The organism is Neobacillus sedimentimangrovi, from assembly GCF_010614825.1.
In the GTDB taxonomy this organism is placed as follows: domain Bacteria; phylum Bacillota; class Bacilli; order Bacillales; family Cytobacillaceae; genus Neobacillus; species Neobacillus thermocopriae.
This window is the reverse complement of record NZ_JAAFZF010000019.1, coordinates 23,556-38,403: the sequence shown is the minus strand read 5'-3', so window position 1 is coordinate 38,403 and position 14,848 is coordinate 23,556. Positions and strand designations below refer to the sequence as shown.

The 14,848-nt window shown below is 38.7% G+C and carries 13 protein-coding genes and 1 riboswitch; of the genes, 9 read left to right on the top strand and 4 right to left on the bottom strand.

The genetic code is table 11. The features are described 5' to 3' along the window. Positions 1 to 2: 2 nt before the first annotated feature. The 8 genes from GZA11_RS08530 to GZA11_RS08495 all read left to right on the top strand — a co-directional run bounded on the left by GZA11_RS08530 (position 3) and on the right by GZA11_RS08495 (position 11,388). Positions 3 to 1,076 (top strand): carbamoyl phosphate synthase small subunit, encoded by a 1,074-nt coding sequence (locus GZA11_RS08530; protein WP_163183469.1) that lies wholly within the window; start codon positions 3 to 5, stop codon positions 1,074 to 1,076. Continuing rightward, positions 1,063 to 4,296 carry a carbamoyl-phosphate synthase (glutamine-hydrolyzing) large subunit gene (gene carB, locus GZA11_RS08525; RefSeq protein WP_163183468.1) on the top strand — a complete coding sequence of 1,078 codons (3,234 nt, stop codon included), beginning with the start codon at positions 1,063 to 1,065 and terminating at the stop codon, positions 4,294 to 4,296. The genes GZA11_RS08530 and carB overlap by 14 nt, the downstream gene beginning before the upstream one ends. Continuing rightward, positions 4,280 to 5,239: an ornithine carbamoyltransferase gene (gene argF / locus GZA11_RS08520; protein ID WP_163183467.1), complete on the top strand. Its 960-nt coding sequence runs from the start codon at positions 4,280 to 4,282 to the stop codon at positions 5,237 to 5,239. Before carB ends, argF begins: the two co-directional genes overlap by 17 nt. 82 nt (positions 5,240 to 5,321) lie before the next feature. Further along, positions 5,322 to 6,539 (top strand): argininosuccinate synthase, encoded by a 1,218-nt coding sequence (locus tag GZA11_RS08515; protein ID WP_163183466.1) that lies wholly within the window; start codon positions 5,322 to 5,324, stop codon positions 6,537 to 6,539. A gap of 72 nt (positions 6,540 to 6,611) precedes the next feature. After that, positions 6,612 to 7,988 carry an argininosuccinate lyase gene (gene argH, locus GZA11_RS08510; protein WP_163183465.1) on the top strand — a complete coding sequence of 459 codons (1,377 nt, stop codon included), beginning with the start codon at positions 6,612 to 6,614 and terminating at the stop codon, positions 7,986 to 7,988. Between the two features lie 164 nt (positions 7,989 to 8,152). Beyond that, complete coding sequence (locus GZA11_RS08505; protein ID WP_038539906.1) at positions 8,153 to 9,010, top strand: carbon-nitrogen hydrolase family protein; 858 nt, start codon at positions 8,153 to 8,155, stop codon at positions 9,008 to 9,010. Between the two features lie 42 nt (positions 9,011 to 9,052). After that, positions 9,053 to 9,724 (top strand): GNAT family N-acetyltransferase, encoded by a 672-nt coding sequence (locus tag GZA11_RS08500; RefSeq protein WP_163183464.1) that lies wholly within the window; start codon positions 9,053 to 9,055, stop codon positions 9,722 to 9,724. 260 nt (positions 9,725 to 9,984) lie between these two features. Continuing rightward, a riboswitch (SAM riboswitch) is annotated at positions 9,985 to 10,093 on the top strand. Positions 10,094 to 10,158: 65 nt separating this feature from the next. After that, positions 10,159 to 11,388 (top strand): homoserine dehydrogenase, encoded by a 1,230-nt coding sequence (locus GZA11_RS08495; RefSeq protein WP_163183463.1) that lies wholly within the window; start codon positions 10,159 to 10,161, stop codon positions 11,386 to 11,388. A gap of 44 nt (positions 11,389 to 11,432) precedes the next feature. Here the strand turns inward: GZA11_RS08495 and GZA11_RS08490 are convergent, their stop codons facing one another. Together GZA11_RS08490 and GZA11_RS08485 are read right to left on the bottom strand one after the other, a co-directional pair. Beyond that, positions 11,433 to 11,621, bottom strand: a complete 189-nt coding sequence (locus GZA11_RS08490) for a YfhD family protein (RefSeq protein ID WP_038539912.1) — start codon at positions 11,619 to 11,621, stop codon at positions 11,433 to 11,435. 107 nt (positions 11,622 to 11,728) lie between these two features. Further along, a complete protein-coding gene (locus GZA11_RS08485) occupies positions 11,729 to 11,857 on the bottom strand; it encodes a YfhE family protein (protein WP_081905137.1) in 129 nt (42 codons plus the stop codon). Positions 11,858 to 12,052: 195 nt separating this feature from the next. Between GZA11_RS08485 and recX the strand changes: the two genes are divergently transcribed. Continuing rightward, the gene (recX, locus tag GZA11_RS08480) at positions 12,053 to 12,862 is read left to right on the top strand and encodes a recombination regulator RecX (RefSeq protein WP_038539915.1); all 810 of its coding nucleotides are present in this window, start codon (positions 12,053 to 12,055) and stop codon (positions 12,860 to 12,862) included. Positions 12,863 to 12,893: 31 nt separating this feature from the next. Here the strand turns inward: recX and GZA11_RS08475 are convergent, their stop codons facing one another. Both GZA11_RS08475 and GZA11_RS08470 read right to left on the bottom strand, forming a co-directional pair. Next, positions 12,894 to 14,378, bottom strand: a complete 1,485-nt coding sequence (locus tag GZA11_RS08475; RefSeq protein WP_163183462.1) for a sodium:solute symporter family protein — start codon at positions 14,376 to 14,378, stop codon at positions 12,894 to 12,896. Beyond that, positions 14,375 to 14,578 carry a DUF3311 domain-containing protein gene (locus tag GZA11_RS08470; RefSeq protein ID WP_163183461.1) on the bottom strand — a complete coding sequence of 68 codons (204 nt, stop codon included), beginning with the start codon at positions 14,576 to 14,578 and terminating at the stop codon, positions 14,375 to 14,377. Before GZA11_RS08470 ends, GZA11_RS08475 begins: the two co-directional genes overlap by 4 nt. Positions 14,579 to 14,848: the final 270 nt, after the last annotated feature.

Sequence of the window (14,848 nt, the reverse complement as noted above, 5' to 3'; positions counted from 1 at the left end):
AGTTGGAACAGGGGTATCTTACTTTGGAAACGGGAGAAGTGTTTGAAGGGGTATTGATTGGTGCTAAGAAGGATTCCCTCGGTGAAGTGGTATTTAATACGAGCATGACTGGATATCAGGAAATTATTACGGATCCTTCCTATGCTGGTCAAATCATCACATTTTGTTATCCAATCATCGGAAACTATGGAATCAATGCGATGGATGACGAAAGCATTTCACCGGCACTGGCAGGGGTTGTCATCGGAGATTTATGTGAAACACCTAGCCATTATCAATCCATCCAAAAATTTTCTGATAAATTAGCACAAGCCGGTGTTACAGGAATTGCTGGGGTCGATACAAGACTTCTCGTGAAAACGGTCCGTAGTCGTGGGACCGTAAGAGGGTATTTAAGTCACACAAAAAAAGAGGAGCTGCCGCCAGTAAAAAACACTTTTTGGGTGGAAAAAGTATCAACAAAGAAAACGAAATATTTTAAAAATAAAGGACCTCATGTGGTTTTAATGGACTTTGGTTATAAAAAATCTATTCTTACCGCTCTTTTGGATGAAGGCTGTGCAGTGACGGTTGTGCCATACTCTACCCCATTTGAAAAAATAAAAGCCATAGATCCAGATGGTGTCCTATTTAGCAATGGACCTGGCGATCCGATGGAGTTAAAAAAATGGTTCCCGGAAATTAAGAAAATTAGCCAGCATTATCCATCCCTAGGTATTTGCCTTGGCCATCAATTAATTGCCCTTGCCTATGGAGCACAAACGGAGAAGCTTGCCTATGGACATCGTGGAGGAAATCATCCAGTGAAAGAATTGTCAACTGGAAAAGTAAAAATTACTTCCCAAAATCATGGCTATGTCGTCGTTGATTCAAGTATTGATAAGAACGTTTTCGAAATCACTTACTTGAATGTGAACGATAAATCTATTGAAGGATTGAAACATAAACATTATCCAATCCAAACTGTACAATTCCATCCGGAAGCCCATCCGGGACCGAACGATACCGTTCATATTATCACTGAATTTGTAACTCAGATTGCTTCATTGGGAGAGACACGTTATGCCATTAAATAAAAAGCTAAAAAAAGTACTTGTTATCGGCTCTGGGCCTATTGTCATTGGGCAGGCAGCAGAATTTGATTATGCTGGAACCCAGGCTTGCATTGCACTTAAAGAAGAAGGAATAGAGGTTGTCCTCATCAACAATAACCCGGCGACAATCATGACAGACGAAACCATTGCCGATAAAGTCTATATTGAACCGTTAACAGTTGAAACGATTGAAAAAATTATTCAGAAAGAAAAGCCAGACGGGATCATTGGAACGCTTGGCGGTCAAACAGGGTTGAATCTGGCTGTTCAGCTTTATGAACAAAAAATCCTTGATAAATATCAAGTAGAACTCCTCGGGACTTCCGTTGAGTCGATTAAAAAAGGGGAGGATCGTGAGAAATTTCGTAATTTAATGCTAAAAATTGGTGAACCGATTCCGGAATCGTCGATCATTCATACTTATGAAGAGGGCGTCCAATTCGTTAAGGAGATTGGCTTTCCGGTTATTGTGCGCCCAGCCTATACGTTGGGCGGTGATGGCGGAGGCTTTGCCCATAACGAACAAGAGCTTGAAGTTGTTCTAAAAAAAGGTTTAGCAGCAAGTCCGATTCACCAAGTGCTTTTAGAGAAAAGCATTAAAGGGTGGAAGGAAATTGAATATGAGGTCATGCGAGACGCAAATGATACATGCATCATTGTCTGCAATATGGAAAACATGGATCCGGTTGGTGTACATACTGGCGATTCCATCGTTGTGGCTCCATCACAAACATTAACAGATGTTCAATATCAAATGCTCCGTGACGTTTCAATTAAGGTCATTAGAGAATTAGAGATTATTGGAGGATGCAATATCCAGTTTGCACTAAACCCAGAATCCAACCAATACTACATTATTGAAGTAAACCCTCGGGTTAGCCGTTCATCTGCCCTTGCCTCGAAAGCTACTGGTTATCCAATTGCAAGGATGGCGGCAAAATGTGCCATAGGCTATCATTTGGATGAAATTATCAATCCGATAACAGGCAATACCTTTGCTTCATTTGAACCGGCGATTGATTATATCGTGGTTAAACTACCACGTTTCCCATTTGATAAGTTTCCTGAAGCGGATCGAACGCTTGGCACGCAAATGAAAGCAACTGGTGAAGTTATGGCGATAGATCGAACCTTTGAGGGAGCCCTAAATAAAGCGATTCGTTCGCTGGAAATGAATGTATACGGTTTATGCCAAGAAAGTGTTCAATCCATAAAGGAAGCAGAATTATTCAAACTGCTTGAAACGGCCAATGACCAGCGACTATTCGTCCTTGCTGAAGCATTTAGAAGAGGGATCTCCATTGAAAAAATTCAGCAATTAACGCAAATTGACTTTTGGTTTTTACACAAAATAAGCGCAATGGTTGAGTTGGAAAAGAAACTGGCAACCTATGATTGGGGCAATGTTCCTGTTTCATTATTAAAAGAAGCAAAACGATATAATATCTCGGATAAGCTATTGTCACAAATTTATAAAATTCCGGAAAAACAAGTTAGAGATAAGAGGAAGGAATTGAATTGGAAACCGGGATATAAGATGGTTGATACCTGTTCGGCAGAGTTTGATGCGGTGACACCTTACTATTACTCTACTTGGCACGGTTTTGATGAAGTAGAAGCAACTAATTCGAAAAAAATTCTAGTCATCGGGTCAGGACCAATAAGAATTGGTCAAGGAATTGAATTTGACTACTGTTCTGTTCATGCTGCCAAGGCCATCAAGAAAAAAGGGTATGAAGCGGTTGTCATGAATAATAACCCAGAGACGGTAAGTACGGACTATTCTGTAGCTGATCGATTGTATTTTGAACCACTTGCTGTTGAGGATGTCCTTCATGTCATTGAAAAGGAACAGGTTGAAGGAGTATTGATTCAATTTGGTGGTCAAACGGCGATTAATTTAGCGCATGCATTGGAAGAGGAAGGCATTCCTATCTTGGGTACTTCCGTAAAGGATGTGGACCTTTTAGAGGACAGAAAAGAATTTTATCAATTGCTTGAGGACTTGAATATTCCACATATTGAAGGCAAAACGGCCGAAAATGTGGATCAATTGTTGGAAGCAGCAACAGAACTCGGATATCCCGTACTCGTAAGACCGTCTTACGTAATTGGCGGACAGTCAATGTTTACTATTTTTTCAAAAGAAGAATTATTGGGATACATCCAGCAACTACAACAAAATTCACATGAAAAAATGTGGCCATTATTAGTGGACAAATACCTACCTGGGCTTGAATGTGAAATTGATGTCATAAGTGATGGAAAGAATATCGTTGTTCCAGGTATCTTTGAGCATATTGAAAAAGCAGGAGTTCACTCCGGTGACAGTATATCCGTGTTCCCGCCTATTTCATTGGATGAACAAACAAAAGAAGTGCTAATCGATTATGCGAACCGTATTGCAATAGCCGCGCAAATCAAAGGGATGATGAATATCCAGTTCGTTATCCATGGAAATACAGTTTATGTCTTAGAGGTTAACCCACGTTCCTCTAGAACCGTGCCAATCATGAGCAAGGTCACAGGGGTGCCAATGATTGAGTGGGCCGTAAGAGTCCAAATGGGTGAGTCGTTAACTGATTTATGTCCAACAACTGGGTTATTAGTAGAACCAAACTATTATTCTGTGAAAGCACCGATCTTTTCATCAAGTAAGCTGAAAGGAGTCGACCATGTGCTTGGACCTGAAATGAAATCTACTGGAGAAGCACTTGGAATCGACATGAATTATCAACAGGCACTTGATAAAGCTTTACCGTCTATTTCTGGTTCGGTTGTAGGTGATTATATTTTCTGTTCAATTGCAGATCGGGAAAAGCCTGAGAGCCTGCAAATTTTCCAACAGTTGAAAACAAAATACAATTTGGCAGCCACAGAAGGAACAGCCCATTTTCTTCAAAGCCATGGGATTCCTGTTGAAAAGGTAGTTAAAGATGAACAAGATGTTCAGCAATTATTTAAAAATCAAATGGTAAAGTTGGTTGTAAATATTCCAAATCAAGGGAGAAATAAACAGAAATTTGGGTTTCAAATTCGTGAGCAGGCGATTCGATTTAAGGTGCCGGTCCTTACCCATCTGGATACAGTAAAAGTAATGATGGAACGATTAAAAGGATTTACTTCTGATATAGAAGTAAAGACCGTAAGTGAATTTCATAAATTAGAGAAAAGAGGTGCCGTTCATGCTAAATGCCATTAAGCCAAGTGAATTGTTATTTAAAGGGAAAGATTTTTTGCAGCTCTCTGATTTTACACAAGAGGAAATCCTTTATTTACTTGAAGAAGCGCAAGAATTAAAAGCGATGCAAAAACAAGGCAAGCCACATCCTTATCTTGCTGATAAAGTATTAGGAATGATTTTTGAAAAATCTTCTACGCGCACCAGAGTGTCGTTTGAAGTGGGGATGTTGCAGCTTGGGGGACATGCGATTTTCTTAAGCTCTAAGGATATTCAGCTTGGCAGAGGGGAAAGCATTTCTGATACGGCAAAAGTGCTATCTCGCTATGTGGATGGCATTATGATCCGAACATTTTCTCATGATTCCGTGGAAGAATTGGCAGAGCATGCAACCATACCTGTTATTAATGGATTAACCGATTTACAGCATCCAACCCAAGTGTTAGCGGACCTGTTAACAATATTAGAGCATAAGGGGAAATTGGCCGGCTTAAAACTTTGCTACATTGGTGATGGTTATAATAATATGGCACATTCATTAATGGAAGGTGCGGTTAAGGTTGGAATGAATATTAGTATCGCCAGCCCGCAAGGATATTTACCGGATGAGGCGATTACTGAAAAGGCGATAAAAGTTGGGAAGCAAACGGGAAGCACAGTAACGGTAACGAATGATCCTCTAGAGGCAATTAAGAATGCAGATGTCATCGTTACAGATGTTTGGACCAGTATGGGACAGGAAATGGAGACTGAAAAGAGGTTAAAAGATTTTCAGGGCTATCAAGTGAATCAGGAGCTTTGTCAATATGCGAAAGAAGATTTTATCTTCTTGCATTGCTTGCCAGCTCATCGTGGTGAAGAGGTAACAGCAGAGATAATCGATGGTCCTCATTCCGTGGTTTTTGATGAGGCTGAAAATCGTCTTCATGCACAAAAAGCCATTTTAAAATTATTACTAGGTTAATAGTGGATTTTTTTAAAATTAAATGTATAATAATACTTAAATATGAATAATAATACAAAACTGATAAATAAGGAGCGTAACAATGGCTAAGGAAAAAATCGTATTAGCATATTCTGGTGGTTTAGATACATCTGTTTCCGTGAAATGGATCCAAGAAAAATATGGTTATGATGTGATTGCATTAGGTCTCGATGTTGGTGAGGGGAAAGACTTAGAAGCTATTAAAAACAAAGCATTGAATGTTGGGGCGATCAAGGCCATTATGGTGGACGCAAAAGAAATGCTGGCAAAGGATTATATTTTACAAGCTTTAAAAGCGAATTGTTTATATGAAGGGAAGTATCCGTTATCTTCTGCATTATCAAGACCACTTATTTCAAAATTATTGGTGGATATTGCTGAACAAGAAGGTGCCACAGCAGTGGCTCATGGTTGTACTGGTAAGGGAAATGACCAAGTTCGTTTTGAAGTTTCTGTTCAGGCTCTCAATCCAAGCTTAAAAGTGGTTGCTCCGGTCCGTGAATGGGGGATGACACGTGACGAGGAAATTGATTATGCGAAAAAGCACGGTATTCCTATTCCGGTAGACTTGGATAATCCGTTCTCAATTGATGCTAATATTTGGGGACGTGCTTGTGAGGCTGGGGTTTTGGAAGATCCTTGGGCAGAAGCGCCGGAAGAAGCATACGAATGGACGAATCCAATTGAATTAACACCGGATGTTGCTGAATATGTTGAAATTGAATTTGAACAGGGCGTACCAGTGGCTTTAAATGGAGAAAAAATGACACTTGTTCAATTGATTGAAACATTAAACAAGGTTGGTGGCAAGCATGGTGTGGGCCGTATTGATCACATTGAAAATAGATTAGTAGGAATTAAGTCTCGTGAAGTATATGAGAATCCTGCAGCACTGATTTTGATCAATGCCCATAAAGAATTGGAATTTTTAACATTGCCTCGCGAAGTGACTCAGTTCAAAACACAAGTGGATCAGCAAATGGCGAAAATCATTTATGAGGGACTTTGGTATTCACCGTTAAAAACGGCTTTAGATGCCTTTATTGAGGAAACACAAAAAGTGGTGTCAGGCACCATTCGTGTGAAGCTTCATAAGGGAAATCATACGGTAGTGGGCCGCAAATCTGTACACAGCTTGTACAATGAAGAACTGGCAACATATACAAAGGGCGATGCATTTGACCATAACGCGGCAGTTGGTTTTATTAAGCTTTGGGGACTTCCTACAAAAGTCTATTCTGAAGTGAACAAGAAAGAAGAATCGGTTGTAAAGCAATAATTTGTTTTAACTTTCGGATTGCCCTCGAAGCTGATTCGAGGGCAATCTTCTTACATTTAGGGGGGAGCAGATATGTCAAAGTTATGGGGCGGACGTTTTACCAAGGAAACAAATAAGCTTGTAGAGGAATTCACAGCATCCATTTTTTTTGATCAAAAGTTGGCCAAGGAGGATATTGCTGGGAGCCTAGCCCATGTACAAATGTTAGGAGAGTGCGGGATTATTCCGAAGGAGGATGCGGAAAAAATCATCGACGGGCTTCTTTTGATCAAAGAAAAGGTGGATCGAAATGAGGTTAATTTCTCAGTAGAAGATGAAGACATTCATATGAATATTGAAAAGCTATTAATTGAACAAATCGGGCCTGTTGGGGGCAAGCTACATACTGGGCGCAGCCGGAACGACCAGGTGGCAACAGATATGCATCTTTATTTGCGCACGAAAACAACAGAGTTAATCAAACTGATTGAAGATGTACAAAAGGCAATACTTAGTCAGGCAAAGGAACATGTCGAGACTTTAATTCCAGGATATACTCATCTGCAGCGAGCTCAGCCTGTCTCGTTTGCCCACCACTTGATGGCCTATTTCTGGATGCTTGAGCGTGATAAGGAGAGATTGTTAGATTCATTAAAACGAATCAACTGGCTTCCGCTCGGTTCCGGTGCTTTAGCAGGGACCACCTTCCCGATCAATCGTGAGCGGGTGGCTGAAATATTAGGATTTGAAACGATTTATCCGAATAGCATGGACGCCGTCAGTGATCGTGATTTTATCCTTGAATTTTTGTCCATTGGTTCCATCATTATGACCCATATTTCTCGTTTATCCGAGGAGTTGGTGATTTGGTCAAGTCAAGAATTCCAATTTATCGAGCTTGATGATTCTTTCTGTACAGGCTCAAGTATCATGCCGCAGAAAAAGAATCCGGACGTGCCGGAATTGCTTCGTGGAAAAACAGGGCGAGTATATGGTAATTTGGTAGGTTTGTTGACAGTGTTAAAAGGGTTGCCACTTGCCTACAATAAAGATTTACAAGAAGACAAAGAAGGCATGTTTGATACGGCAGAAACTTTAGAGGGTTCATTAAAGCTTTTGGCACCGATGATTGAAACGATGACTGTTAATAAAGAAGTTATGCGCAAAGCGATCAATAATGATTTTTCTAATGCGACAGATATTGCTGATTATTTGGTACGCAAGGGACTGCCGTTCCGTGAAGCACATGAGGTAATTGGAAAAATTGTTCTTTATGCGATTCAATCAGGTAAGTTTTTATTGGATTTATCCCTTGACGAGTATCATCAGTTTAGTGGTTTGTTTGAAGAAGATATTTACGATGTGTTAGCACCGGAACATGTTGTAGCCGTCCGCAACAGTTTTGGGGGAACTTCATCAGAGCAGATACGTGAACAAATTAAACTAGCTGAGGCCAAACTTACTAGATAAGTGAAAAATGACGTTTTTCATTTGTTATGTAAATAACTCTACAAAGCCAGCGTTTGCTGGCTTTTTCTGTTTATTGCAGCATATTATTTGTATTAAAATATTAATTTATAGATAATTTGTATATGGAATCCTTTTTTCAAAATATTACACATGGAGGGTTGCCCATGAAACTGAGAGTATCTGCAGTACAATATCATTTGCATACGATCCATTCTTTTGAGGAATTTGCCGCTCAATGTGAACATTATATAAAAACTGCCCAGGAATTTGGGGCTGAATTTGTCCTTTTTCCTGAATTCTTTACAACACAGCTTTTGTCCATCGGAGACGAAAAAGGGAACAGTTTAACGATTAACGACTTACCAAGCTTTACTGAAAGTTACCGTGAACTGTTCACGAAATTCGCTAAAGAAACCAATATGCATATTATTGCCGGAACTCATGTTTTAGAAAAAAACGGCAAGTTATATAACACAGCACATTTATTTTATCCAGATGGCAGAATTGGCGAGCAGGCCAAACTTCATATTACTCCAACCGAAGTTAACGAATGGAATATGGCCAAAGGAGATTCGTTTCAAATTTTTGAAACGGAAAAAGGAAAAATAGCCATTCTAACTTGCTATGATATTGAATTTCCAGAAATCGTCCGTATGGCCAAGGCAAAAGGAGCAGACGTTATTTTCTGTCCATCTTGTACCGATGATCGCCACGGGTTCCACCGAGTCCGGTACACCTGCCATGCTCGGGCAATTGAAAATCAGGTATATGTGGTTCTAACAGGAACAGTCGGCTCATTGCCAACCGTTGATTTTATGCGAGCTAATTTTGCGCAGGCTGCTGTTATCACACCGAATGATATTCCATTCCCTCCGCAGGGCATACAGGTACAAGGGGAAATCAATAATGACATGATCGTAACCGCAGACCTTGACCTTCAATTATTATATGAAGTTCGCGAGCGTGGTTCTGTCACGACATGGCGCGACCGTAGAACCGATCTGTACACTGATTGGAAATAAAAAAAGAAGAACTATAAATAGTTTTATGGAGGGGTTGGTAAAGTGTATCACAGTGAATTGTATGTTTTTGACCAAGATCGTCCGATTCCAGTTTGTATTCGCAATTATACGAAAGACGACTTTGATCAGCTTATTGAAATCCAGTCCGAATGTTTTCCACCTCCTTTTCCATCGGAATTGTGGTGGAACAAAGAGCAATTAACCAATCATGTTACTCTTTTTCCAGAAGGAGCTTTATGTGTTGAGATCAATGGGGAATTAGCTGGGTCACTTACCGGACTTTGCGTAGACTTTGATCCAAATGATGCTGCCCATACGTGGGGAGAGATCACTGACCACGGTTATATTCGCAATCATGACCCTAACGGTAATACTTTATATATTGTCGACATTAGTGTTCGTCCCAAGTATCGCAAACTTGGGCTAGGAAAATTAATGATGCAGGCTATGTACCATGTCGTAATTGAAAAAGGGTATGATCGATTGCTCGGAGGAGGGCGTATGCCAGGCTACCATAAAGTGGCTGATCAAATGTCACCAGAAGCCTATTTGCAAGCCATTATTAGCGGGCAGTTAAAGGATCCTGTTATCACGTTTCTACTCCGATGCGGGAGAGTTCCTCTTGGGATTGCCAAAGATTATCTCGAGGATGAAGAATCTTGTAATTATGCGGTTCTTATGGAATGGAAAAACCCTTTTAAAAATAGACAGTGATATACTTTACAGATCATTTTTACTCCACGTTCTTCGTTTTTTGAGGACTGGAGAATTTTCTAAGTGATTTAGCCTGCGGTTTATCCCTGACCAGAATTTGCGCAGGAGTTTAAATGCTTTTCACCCTAGTGTACTTGTACTAATTTATCAATTCTTACAAGTTTTATTGATTATTCTGAAAAGAGAAATATTGACATCCTTAGTATAGTTGACTATTATTGTTATTAATATGTTGGAAAATAATGAATAGTGAAATATAACTCTTATCCAGAGTGGCGGAGGGACTAGGCCCAATGAAGCCCGGCAACCTTCAAGGTATTCCTTGAAAAGGTGCTAATTCCTGCAGGTTTATTACCTGAAAGATAAGAGGAGGAAACAAAAGCCCTCTTCTTATGAAGAGGGTTTTTCATTTTAGTAAAGGGGTGGAAGAGAAAATGTCTGTAATTAAAGTGGCAATACTCGGATTTGGTACGGTTGGTGAAGGAGTTTATCGGACCATTCAATCTCATTCTGATGAGCTGTCAGCTGTTTTAGGAAAAAAGGTCGAAGTAGCGGCTATTCTAATTAAAAACAAAGATCGAAAAAGAAATATTCATGATGAAGTTTTTGTTACTACCAATTTTGAAGAAATCCTTCAACTGCCTCAACTGGATGTGGTTGTTGAAGCAATTGTCGATAAGGAACCTGCTTTTACATATTTGAAAAATGTCATTCAGCGGGGCTGCCACGTGATTACAGCTAATAAGGAAATGTTCGCCCATCATGGAAAAGAGCTACTTGAGCTGGCGGAAAAGAATAGTGTATCTGTTGGATTCGAGGCAACGGTAGCCGGAGGAATACCAGTCATTCAAACGTTGAGACAGTTATTAAAAATTAACCGTGTCCAGCAGATTGAAGGGATTTTAAATGGTACATCAAATTTTATTCTTACAGAAATGAGAGAGAAAAAACAGTCGTTTGAAGAAAGTTTGTTGCAGGCGCAGGAAAATGGTTATGCAGAAGCGAATCCTACGAATGATGTTGAAGGCTTTGATGCATTTTATAAAACAATGATTCTAAGCCAAATCGCCTTTGGAGTGGAACCTGAGTGGGATGAAGTTGAGCGAGAAGGAATCACTTCCATAACAAGTGAATTGATGGAAACTGCCGGAAAAATTGGATTGAAGTTTAAACATATTGCCAGCCTAATCAATGAGGGAAATCAAGTTAAAGCATCGGTTAAACCTGTTCTAGTAGGAAGTGAGCACCCTTTTTATCATGTGGAAGGGATAGAAAATGCAGTAGCCGTGCATTCCGATCTGGTAGGACGGATTACACTTCAAGGTCCAGGTGCTGGGATGTTCCCAACCGCAAGTGCAGTAATCGAAGATCTTGTTTATGTTTGTCAATCGTCATCCTCCAAGAAGCTAACTGTGAAAACTTCTTCTGTACTTCCAAAACAGCATAAAAAAATAAAATATTGGCTTGTACAAGGATTAATACCATATAATTGCCCTCCATTCATTAGCCTTGAAGAAGAAATTGGGGAAGGGATTTTTGTCGTTAAAGCGTCTAAGGATGATCTAAATCACCTTGAAAAGCAACAAACCGCTATTCGTTATTTTTCCATCGAAGGAGAGTTTCAATCCAAAATCGTTTCCAAGGAATCTGTGACAGTTAATTAAAATAAGAAGCAGGTAAAAACCTGCTTCATTTACTCTTTTCACCATTATTTTTTTCTGCGTGCATTGACACGTTGGTTGGCGGCATTGGCCCGGGAAAGTGCCTCAAGGTCAGCTCCATCTGCCATTTCTTTAGAGAATTCTACATCATTTCCGTCAGATTTCATGTTTTTAGGAACTTGTGGGAGTGAAGCTTTATTACGATCACGAGTTTTTTGTCCTCTTGAGCGGCCCATTAAAATACCCCTTTCAAATGTGACTAGTGGAGCTTAATATGCTCCCTTTACTAGCTTTTACAATTTGGATGGGGTCGATTAATGGAAAAAATTAATCAGTTTGGGTATTACCTTTTATTTTTTAAATACCCGCCTGCTCTGTCAGCCATTTTAAATTCATGGCCGTATGTAACTTCTTGCATACTTGTTAAATGGCTTCTTTCACGATCTCTATTTCTTTTCTTTTTTTCCGACAATTTGATCATCCTTTCCATTATTTTAATAAGTAAAATGGTACATAATGTACCCATCTCCATTTTTACCTTTTAAAAATGGAATGATACCGTATTTTAGGAAATATATTTAATAAGTTAAGGGTCAATGGAATACCAATATCTTTTTCCTTCATAACAAATGTACTCAATGGTAAAGTAGAGGTGAGGTGAAGGGATATGGGAATCATTACAAAAATCACCACACAGCAGAAAAATAAAGACCGGTTCAATATTTATATGGATTCCGGTCAAGGAGAAGAATTTGCATTTAGTGTAGATAGTGATGTTTTAATAAAATTTCATCTAAAAAAAGGAATGGAAATTGATGAGTTTTCATTAATGGAAATTCAGTATCAAGATGATATCCGTAAGGCATACAATTTAGCTGTCCATTACTTGGCGAGGAGAATGAGATCGGAAAAAGAAGTGCGGGATTACCTTATTTCAAAAGAGGTGGATGAGCCGGTAATAAATGAAGTATTACTGAAACTTTCTGAACAAAAATATTTAAACGACTGTGAATTTGCTGCTGCCTATGTTCGGACACAGGTTAACACGACTGATAAAGGTCCAGAGGTAATCAAGATGGAATTAAAGGAAAAAGGAATCTCTGAAGCCTTGATTAATCAGGCACTTGACGAGTTTCCTCAAGAGCAGCAAATTGAAAAAGTATCAAAAATCAGTGAAAAGTTTTTCAAAAAAAATTTGAAAGAATCATTTCGCATTCAAAAGCAAAAACTTGAGCAAATGTTGTTAAGAAAAGGGTATCCATACGAGGTCATCCACATTGTGATAGATGATATGGATAGGCATAAAGAAGAGGACGAGGAAATGGAAGCCATCCGCTATCAAGGGGAGAAGGCTTTACGGAAGCTTTCTAAATATGATGGTTATGAATGGAAGCAAAGAATGAAACAGACACTTTATCGTAAAGGATTTTCGATGGAACTAATAGAAAAATATCTTTCAGAACAAGAAAAATCATGACAGATGTCATGATTTCTTTAATTTTTATTACTTATTTGATAAATTCTTCTGCCATATTAGGACTTTTTCTTGTATCCAATGAGTTTGTTGCCAAACTTACACCCACTGCCACTAAAATATTAACGGCAATCGCTACAAAACCAATATTAATATCATTGATGATACTTGGAATATTTGGGAAAATATCTGCTAATTTAAATGAAGTAACTGCGTTAAATAAGACGATCGATACACCGGTTACAATACCAGTAATGGCCCCGTAAGTATTCATAAATTTTGTTTGAAAGAAGCCGAAAATCATAGCTGGAACTAATTGGGTAATTAAACCATAAGACATAATATTGAGAATGGCTAATGCTTTCCCTCCTATAATGGAGAAAACATAGGCGGTTACAATAATGAATATTACCAATAATTTAGATACTAGTAATTGCTGACGATCGCTGGAGTTTGGTCTTAATAATGTATAGAAACCGGTCATTAAACCAACTGCTCCGGACATGACCATAACGGATACTGGTACTAATGCAGTAAGTAAACCTGCACCGCCAACAATACCTACAAACCAAGGATCGAATGTTTGCATCGTGAGACGTAACAGCGATAGGTCACCATCCGCGCCTTGTAATCCTGGCACTTGAATAATGGCTGAAAATCCAATAAAGAAGGCAAATAAAATTAATATCGTATACAACGGCAATGTGATGGCATTTTTCTTTAAGGCTCGTTCACTTTTAGCTGTTAATACTACACTAAAAGATTGAGGTAATAAGTAAAACCCAAAAGCATTTAAAATGATGGTAGAAATAAACCAAGATTGACTATAGCCTTCAGATGCAAATGTTAAAGCTTCCGGTTTCACATTTTCGATGGCTTCAAATAAAGGTTTGATCCCGCCAAAATAGTGGTATGGAATATAGATTCCTAAGAATACAATGACAAATAAAATCATGATATCCTTTAATACTGCATTCCAAGCGGATCCATGGATCCCTGAGATGGTCACATAAATAGTGACAATAACTGCACCGATTGTAGACGCCATAAAGGGAGAAATGGTTCCATAGGAAGATTCAGATACAATAATTCCTAATCCTTTTAATTGGATAACAATATAGGGTATTAATGCAATTAACCCGATAAAAGCAACAACAACACCAAGGGCTTTACTATTATAGTTTTTCATAAAATACTGAGGTTGAGAGATAACGTTATGCTTTTTCGCGAATCTCCAAATTTTTGGAATCATCCAATAAGAAAGCACATATGCTAAGCAAATATAAGCTGGAACATAATATGCTGCGGCTCCTTTAGAATAAGCCCATCCACTACCACCTAAAAAGGTAAAGGTTGTATATACTTCACCTGCAATTAAGAGGAAGACGATTAATGTGCCAAATCGCTTATTCCCAACCGCAAACTCATTGATGTTCATTTCTTTTCCTCGGCTTGCCCGAATCCCTAAGAATAAAGCAATTGTAGCAGTAATAAAGATGATGATCAGGGCACTGTTCATTCATATTCACTTCCTTCATTCGTAGGATCAAGTTTATAAACGATGAACAGAACAAGGGATGATAATACCATCCATAAAACAATCCAAAATAATAAGAAAGGCATTCCTAATATATAAGGTTCAATACGATTGGCTATTGGTAGAAGAACACACATTCCTATAAAAGGAATGATTAGTAAGACCTGCGCATACTTTCTCATTTTTCACTCTCCGATCTTTTTAGGTTACATTCATTTTTGTTGCACTACGAATGGATATTTACCTCTACAAGCTTTTTATTTATTTTTCAACCATTTCAGTAATCTTTCCATTTACTAAAGTTGTCCAAATTATTAGTTCACCTCTCTATCAGAAAATTAAGAATATAAAAAATATAACACAATATTTTTTGAAATGTACATGAACAGAATGTAAAGTAAGTTCTTTTCGTGGTTTTACAATATGTTGGATTTATTCTAGGCTTCACTTAT